This window comes from Mycetocola sp. Y791, from assembly GCF_059445325.1.
Window position 1 is genome coordinate 34,773 of the sequence record NZ_JCAIUC010000006.1, and the last position, 6,617, is coordinate 41,389.

Sequence of the window (6,617 nt, forward strand, 5' to 3'; positions counted from 1 at the left end):
GCCAGCACTCATCTAATTGCGACTCATGCGAGTGCGCCCGAACACAAAAATAAGGGGGCCGCATGTTGAAGCGAATAGCTAAATCATCGGTGTGGGCGAAGGGTGGCGTTGGGCCTGAGGATTGGCGCATTCGAAATATCCTCCGGGTAGTGTTGCCGCTCACTGACTTGTTCTTCGTGTGGTTCGGAATCGTCGGTGCTATCAACGGCGTCAGCTCCGTGCAGGAAGAAGCGGGGCAGCAATGGCAGTTCTGGTGGTCGGTCCTGATCGCAGTGTCAGCGTTCGTTTGCCTCATCGGTGTGGGGTTCCCGAGGTTGTGGGCGGCTGAACAGGCAGCGAAAGTGCTGCTTATCGGCATGGTGTCTGCGTACATTTTCCTGTATGCCGCACGCGGGCTTGATGACCCGAAAGTGCTCGCAACAGGTGGCCTCATTGTCATCCTGATTCTGCTCCCCATTTGGCGTGTCAATGATCTTGTTGGCGAGAAGTGGAAGCAGCAGGAGCGGAAGAAGCGGGGCCGTAAATGGACCTCGGATTAGTAAGCCTTATTGTCACTGCGGTTATTGGCCTTGGCGCGATTATCAACAACCGTCGCGCTACGAGGAACAGCGAAAAAGCGACCGATGTTGAGACTGATGACAAGATCGCTGCCCGCCGTCTTGGTGAGATCCAACGGTTGGATGCGCTGGTGAAGGAACTGCGCGCGGATATGAACGCGATGAAGGCGACTATTGCTGACCTTCAGGACCGCGACCGTGCGAAACAGACAACCATCGATGAGCAGGCATCCGAACTCGCGGCGACGAACAAGTTGCTGTCCGATGTTCGGAAGCTGTTTTTCCAGTTCGTTGAACGGGTTGAGTTTGCGTGGGATTCGGGTCATGACGTGAAGCCGTCGTTGACTCGTGCTGAGCGTGAGCTGTTGGAACACACTGTTCCCCGGCGAACCTAGCGGGGTTCGGTGTACGTACTAGGAACACCGAACCCCTAGCCCTCTCGGGTTGCCCCCGAGCCTACTAACAGAAAGGAACTCCCATGTTCACTAAATCATTTGCTATTGCTGCTCTCGAGCGCGCTATCAAGACGTTCGCACAAGCCGCTGTTGCCGTTCTCGTCGGTAACGTCACCGGCCTCCTTGATGTTGATTGGGTGCAGCTCGCATCGGTGTCGGGTCTTGCCGCGCTGGTGTCTGTGCTGACCTCTGTTGCGTCTGGTGCTGTCACGGGCGATGGTCCGTCACTGACGCACACGGAAACTATCAAGTAACTGTTCGACCTACCCCACTATTCATGCCGCCTCAGGGCGGTTTCGTCATTTAAAGGAGCGCCCTGATGGTCGATTTTGTTGCCCTTGTTACCCCACCGAAGCTGCTTGGTCCTACTGGGAAGCCGGCGAACGGTGACATTTACGTTCGCTCTACAGCGAACATCACCTTGGATGGTGGGATTGTTGCCCCGTTCCAGGAGCACGGGAAGATCATCGATGGTGAGTTCAAGGATCTTGACCTCACACCGCTGCTGCTGGTTGTTACGCCTGAGGGTGTCGCACTGGACATTTATGTGGAGATCGTGCAGGACGGTCCCGGTGGCCGTCGGGATAAGCACCGGATTGCGCGCACCGTTTCGACCCCGAACCAGTCAACGGTTACGTGGGATGCGCTCGTTGATGTTGTGCCGGTTGAATCGGGGACGGATTACGCAGTACCCGATTGGGTGCAACCACTCCTGCTCGAGGCTGCGGCTGCTGCTGCACCCTCCATCGCCGCGAAGAACGAAGCTGTAGCTGCTGCTGAACTTGCTATCGAAGCAGCAGCATCAGTACCCACAGAAGCGCAACTAACTGCCACCATTGCCAGTGCGGTTGATGCCACGATTCCGAAGGGCGCAGCGCTCACGCTCACCGCTGTTCCGACGTTCCTCTACAACCCTATTGAGGCGAACTCGGTTGCGTTCGGCCGGTCAAACATCGCCACGAAAGACGGCATTCAGTACGCCGTTTGGTGGAACGCAGGACGCCGCCCCATGATCGGGAAGCGTGCCTTGCCGGACGGCGCGTGGGAGCCCTACGAACTGGCGAACATCCCCGCGAACCCAATGGTGTCCCCGACCGTGGACGACGGCCACAACTCGCTCGCCGTCGCCATCGACTCGGACGGTTTCATTCACGTCTCGGGCAACATGCACAACTTCCCGCTTCGGTACGTCCGTTCAACCACCCCGGGGAATATCACCGCATGGACCGCTCCGGGAATGGTCGGCACCAACGAGGACAGCATCACCTACCCGCAGTTCATCTCGGCTGCGAATGGTTCCCTCCTGTTCCTGTACCGCAACGGCGGCTCGGGCAACGGCGACTCGTTCTTGAACCGGTACAACACGACGACGAAAACGTGGACGCGGGTTTCGAAGCTGCTCTCGGGTACGGGTTTCGATCCTGCCGAATCGGGGTACAACGATCAGGTCATGGTTGCCCCGGACGGCACTCTTGGAATGTTCGTCGTGTGGCGTCAGGGCCTCGACTTCCGGGGAACGCACGACATCACCTACGTGAAGTCCACCGACCACGGCACCACATGGGCGAGCATCGACGGTGCGGCGCTCACTCTGCCTATCTGCCCTCCCGGCACGACTGGTGGAGCGGGCTCAACTGCTCCTATCGCGTTTGCTCACCCCGCATGGTCGCTCGCCGGACTGATCAACCAAGCCGGTGCTGTCATCGACAAGGCGGGGCGACCGCACACGGCTCGCTGGTTGTACGACCTCACTGACAAGTCCGTGTATCGTCTGCATCACTTCTGGCACAACGGCACCGCTTGGGTGTCGGAAGTTCTGCACACGCTCACGGGAATGCCAGTGTCCTCCACGGGCACCATCGCCATCGCGCGACCCATGCTCATCGTCACCCCATCAGGGCGGGTACTCGTCGTGTGGCGCAACAGTGTCCTCGAACCGGGGGCGCTGTACGTCACCGACGCGAGCTCTGGTCGGACACGCCTTGACCGGTTCTCTTTGGCGAACGTTGACCTTGGCGGGTGGGAGCCGTCATGTGACTATGACGCAATGCTGGCGGGGAAGCTGCACATGCTGCTCACCCCGACGTACCGCGACCCGAACCAGGTGACCGGTGACGAGAACTGGCACGCACAGTGGGGGGCTATCCTCTCCATTGATCTTGCACAGATTGAGTCCGTTGCGTCCGGTGAGGTGCCCGTGCCAGGGCTCGAGTTCTCTCGATCCAACTCGGATGCGGTTGCATCCACTTCCAGCACGGCCATGACGGACGGCACCGGGCGCATTCCCCTTGTCGAAGCGACAACAGATATTGTTCTCGCGCGGATCGTGGGCGCAGCGTCGGCGGGAACAACGCCGGCGAACCTTCTGCTCTCGCAGCGTCCGATGAACTCCGGGGGTGCCATCGCGGTCGGATCTTTGCCGGTTGCGAACGGGCCACAGACGGGGCGCAAAACTCCGTGGCAACCGATTCGACCCGACATTGACGACCTCACATCGGGTGTGCAAGTTATTCCTCGTTACGCGGCTGGTGCCGGTGGATCATTCACCGCACCCGCTCTCGGCGTGGAAACGGCACGAATCATGACCGGTTCGAAAGCGCTCGCCTACACGGGCACGAAGACGGGGCTGGCTGGGGCGCTGGGGCATCTTGCGGCGTACTGGCGGTTCTCCACCCTCGGGCTGGCGAACGACGCGGAGATAACGGCTGTGGCTGACTCGTCGGGCAACGGGCGAACCCTCGCGCCTGCCGCTACGGGCACTGGGCCACTGTTCAAGACGGCTGGGATCAACGGTGTACCTGCCGCCCGGTTCACACAGAACAAGGCGCTCAAGTCGGCGGCATTCACGCTGGGGAACTCTTATGCGTTTGTCACGGTCGCCCTCTCGGATGCCACCCCGCCAGACGAGCAAGCAATTCTCGCTGCGTGGGACTCGTCCAACGCCACCCCGCCGAACATTCAGGTTCGTTACGACAACCCCGCCACTTCGGCGCGGATTGTGTCACGGACTGCGGTTGGTGGCAGCAACGAAGTGTCGGCTCCTATCACCGCACCGACCGCGCACGTCATCGCGGGACGCCGCACATGGTCGGGCTACAAGTTCGAGTATGAACTGTGGATCGACGGAGTGCAGGTGGCCGCTCATGCCGTCGCGCCGTCAGGTTCGACAACGGGCATGGCAACTGCGGCCCCGTGGTTCCTCGGCGCACGGTACTCAGGCGGCTCTCTCACTGAGTACCTTGGCGGGTACATCGGAGACACGATGCTGTTCGACTCGTGGTTGAACGTCAGCGAGTTCCGGGCCGCGCAGATGAAGATCGCGCGCACGTATGGGATCTCGCTGCCGTAACACGGCAAGGCAACACACATTGCCGCACACAAGTAACGCCCCCATTCTCCTTTTTTGTCGGGAGAATGGGGGCGCGGTTCGGTGAGTTCGTTTGTCAGACGCTCCGAGTAGATTGAGATTGACCCCGACGAAAGGTTAGCGACGTGACTGGCATCGTGTACGAGTATCGAGCAGATCCCCCCGCGCAGGTTTCGTGGGGAGCTGGCCACCATCTGCGGGACGCGGAGGGGTCAATCGGGGTGAATGCGGTTAGTGAATCCGATTGGTCGGATCTGACCCGGGCACTCACGGATCGAATGACCAAATAGCGCATCACGACAGAACGCCCCCATTCTCCTTTGTCGGGAGAATGGGGGCGTTCTTTTGCGTTCGAGCAGTGCCCCCTGCTCAAACGTGAGCGTAACTAGTTCGACGGTTCTTTAAAAGCCCCCGTCTGCGTACCGGCCAAATACACGATCCGACATTCGGGGCATACAAGGTACGGGTGGTCAACGGTTCCGGCGACCTGCAACCGGTGTAAACATTGCGGACAGTTCGGGGTGATGTTGTCCATGGAGGCGATTCTGCACCTGTGGGACGGGACACGCTAGAGCAGGCTGTGGGCTAAACATTGGGGATGTGAGTTCTGAGGCTCAACGGAACACTTTTTGGGTGACGTTGCTGTGACCGTTGCTATGTTCAGTGTGTGGCTTGACCCTACTTCCCAGTGTTTATATGTGCCCCCGGCAGGATTCGAACCTGCGACCAAGAGATTAGAAGGCTCCTGCTTGGGTAATTTCAGGCCCGTCATTACGCCAACTTCCGCAGAATCACGCGGAACTGGTTTCTATAAGTCGGCATAAGTTTCTATAAGGGTTGCTATGAGGGTTGCTATAGGGATAGTGTGAGCAACATGACAACGATAATCCGCCTCCGCATCCGCTCCGAGCCGTGCATCTATTGCAAGGCCCAGCCCGGCGAATCCTGCACTTCGGAGTCCATCCCCGGCCAGCCCACCGAGCAATTCCACCCACGCGGCGACCGCCCATAAACCAAAGGGAGGCCCCGTGTTCTGGGCCTCCCCCGCAACACCGACAACAGATAGGAAGTGATCGTGATGAAGCACCCAACGCTCATCCTCAGAAGAACCCAGCACTCAGGTGTACTCAGTGACGGGGTGTGGGTGGCCCACGATAGAGGCCGAGGGAACAATGGCGTTCCCGCTACCAAATAGACCGCGTGGCGTATATACAAACGTTGCGACGTGTGAGATAATCAAGCATGACTAAAACGAGTGCAACAACCGACGAATCAGCCGCCTACTACCGCGCCGTGGGGAACTCTTACCTGCAATACGCGGAGAGCGCACCGACCGAGCTGGGGAAGATCGCCAACCGCAACGAAGCTGCCAAATACTTTGCGATCGCCCAGCGCGTCGAAGCTTGGGGCAATCAGGGCAAGCACAAATGAGCCCCCGTACCCCGATGAAGGTCCGTGGTATCCGCATACCGGACAAGGTGTGGGAAGCGGCCATGCAAGCATCCATTGAGCGTGACGAAAACCTCAGTGAAGAAGTACGCAAGTTTCTGGAACGGTACGCGGCAGGGAGTAAGAAATGAGTGAGCAGATGCGAATTGTGATTGCCGAGCGCCCGCGACTTCCTTGGCGCACTGAAGGGCCCGAGCATGTGATCTACCACCTCCCTGATGGGCCAGATGAAAATGAAGCAATGTTCCAGCCAATCAAGTGCGGCGGCGGAATCGGATTCCATGGCGGAACAGAAAAGGTCCCGCGCTCACAGGTCTGCCCGGACTGCCTCGCGGGACGTAAGACACTGTGAGGGGCAACGGCGAGGGCGCATTTACCGCGCTCCGGCCTCCGGGCAGCGATGAGTAAGCGTGTTAACGGCGACGGCTCTGTGTACTACCGCGCCTCGGACCAAAGGTGGTGCGCGTCCCTATCGCTCCCCTCCGACGCGGGTAAGCCACGCCGGGTCACACGCACAGTCCCCGCGAAGGGCACACCGAAGCAGCAGGAGAAAGCAGCCGAAGCGCTGCTCACGAAACTGCGCCGCGAACGTGACGACAAAGGCGACATCGCCACCGCGATAACCCAGGCAGACAGCGCGCCACACACGATCTACATCCCCAAGGATCTCGGGAAGGCAGCGATTGCGAAAGCCAAGCGCCGAAACGAAACCCTCTCCGACGTTGTTCTGCCGGCGATTGAGAACTACGTGAACGAGTAGGTGAGATCAGGCACCATTCACGAGGGTGA

The 6,617-nt window shown here is 59.5% G+C and carries 8 protein-coding genes; all 8 read left to right on the forward strand.

Translation table 11 applies throughout. From position 1 onward, the window contains the following. Window positions 1-62: 62 nt before the first annotated feature. A complete protein-coding gene (locus tag AC1C2N_RS16135) occupies window positions 63-539 on the forward strand; it encodes a hypothetical protein (protein ID WP_495434579.1) in 477 nt (158 codons plus the stop codon). Next, window positions 524-952 carry a hypothetical protein gene (locus tag AC1C2N_RS16140; protein ID WP_495434580.1) on the forward strand — a complete coding sequence of 143 codons (429 nt, stop codon included), beginning with the start codon at window positions 524-526 and terminating at the stop codon, window positions 950-952. The genes AC1C2N_RS16135 and AC1C2N_RS16140 overlap by 16 nt, the downstream gene beginning before the upstream one ends. A gap of 83 nt (window positions 953-1,035) precedes the next feature. Beyond that, a complete protein-coding gene (locus AC1C2N_RS16145; RefSeq protein ID WP_495434581.1) occupies window positions 1,036-1,266 on the forward strand; it encodes a holin in 231 nt (76 codons plus the stop codon). Between the two features lie 65 nt (window positions 1,267-1,331). Continuing rightward, window positions 1,332-4,361 (forward strand): BNR repeat-containing protein, encoded by a 3,030-nt coding sequence (locus AC1C2N_RS16150; protein WP_495434582.1) that lies wholly within the window; start codon window positions 1,332-1,334, stop codon window positions 4,359-4,361. A gap of 892 nt (window positions 4,362-5,253) precedes the next feature. Then, window positions 5,254-5,391 carry a zinc finger domain-containing protein gene (locus tag AC1C2N_RS16155; protein ID WP_495434583.1) on the forward strand — a complete coding sequence of 46 codons (138 nt, stop codon included), beginning with the start codon at window positions 5,254-5,256 and terminating at the stop codon, window positions 5,389-5,391. A gap of 230 nt (window positions 5,392-5,621) precedes the next feature. Then, the gene (locus AC1C2N_RS16160) at window positions 5,622-5,810 is read left to right on the forward strand and encodes a hypothetical protein (protein ID WP_495434584.1); all 189 of its coding nucleotides are present in this window, start codon (window positions 5,622-5,624) and stop codon (window positions 5,808-5,810) included. A 145-nt stretch (window positions 5,811-5,955) separates the two neighbouring features. Continuing rightward, window positions 5,956-6,180, forward strand: coding sequence for a hypothetical protein (locus tag AC1C2N_RS16165; protein WP_495434585.1), 225 nt, complete (start codon window positions 5,956-5,958; stop codon window positions 6,178-6,180). 48 nt (window positions 6,181-6,228) lie between these two features. Further along, window positions 6,229-6,588 (forward strand): hypothetical protein, encoded by a 360-nt coding sequence (locus AC1C2N_RS16170; protein ID WP_495434586.1) that lies wholly within the window; start codon window positions 6,229-6,231, stop codon window positions 6,586-6,588. Window positions 6,589-6,617 lie beyond the last annotated feature (29 nt).